Here is a 711-nt window from a genome sequence, read left to right as displayed (position 1 = left end):
GTTCATTAAGTTTGGATTCGCAATTGAGCTCGGACATACAGGTGTGCCAAAACGTCTCGATTTCTGCTTTCAGTGCTCGACCTTTAGAGCGGTTTAGTCGCTCTGCAAGATCTTGAGTCTCAGTGGGCATGTTGTCTGATTTTGACTTGGACTTTTGTGTACTGCTTTGGCGCTGGGGTGGCGTCAAATCACTATCAACCAATGCGATTGATTTATCCTGCAACTCCGAAGAAAGCTGCGTTAATTGATCGCGCTCGTCGACATTGACTGAAAACCAAACTATGCCCGCCAAAACGGCGGACACAGTGATTAGTAAGCTAAGCTTCATGGCTTGATCACGGCGCTGACAGGGAAGTGATCCGACAGGTTGTAATGTTTCCACAACCCCTCTGCCGTTGAACGTGGAACATCAACGCGGTTGTCGTTAAACGATTTCACGCCATATTCGTTGCTCACCATGACGTAATCGAGGTATTCCACATTTTCGCCACCAGATAGTGCTTCGCCTGCGAAGTTATTGATACGAGGGTCGAACGTAGACGCTGTATAGCCAGAGTATTGAGGCTCCATCGCACTTAGGTTTGCGATCATCTGCTGGTAATCTCCAGGGAACTTCAGCTTGTTTACATTAAAGTCACCACTGTACACGACCGTTTCGTTGTTCGGAATGTTGAGAGACTGCGCCATAGTGCGCATTTGTTGAAATTGACG

2 pseudogenes are annotated in these 711 nt (G+C 47.5%); both read right to left on the bottom strand.

Annotated features, from left to right (window positions below):
* Positions 1-328: pseudogene (locus R7Q46_RS27085) on the bottom strand (chromosome partitioning protein ParA); the annotation flags it as partial.
* Positions 325-711 (bottom strand): annotated as a pseudogene (locus R7Q46_RS27080) (phospholipase); the annotation flags it as partial. The pseudogenes R7Q46_RS27085 and R7Q46_RS27080, both read right to left, overlap by 4 nt.

Source organism: Vibrio sp. 811, from assembly GCF_033339195.1.
This window is presented reverse-complemented; position numbering and strand designations above follow the sequence as displayed.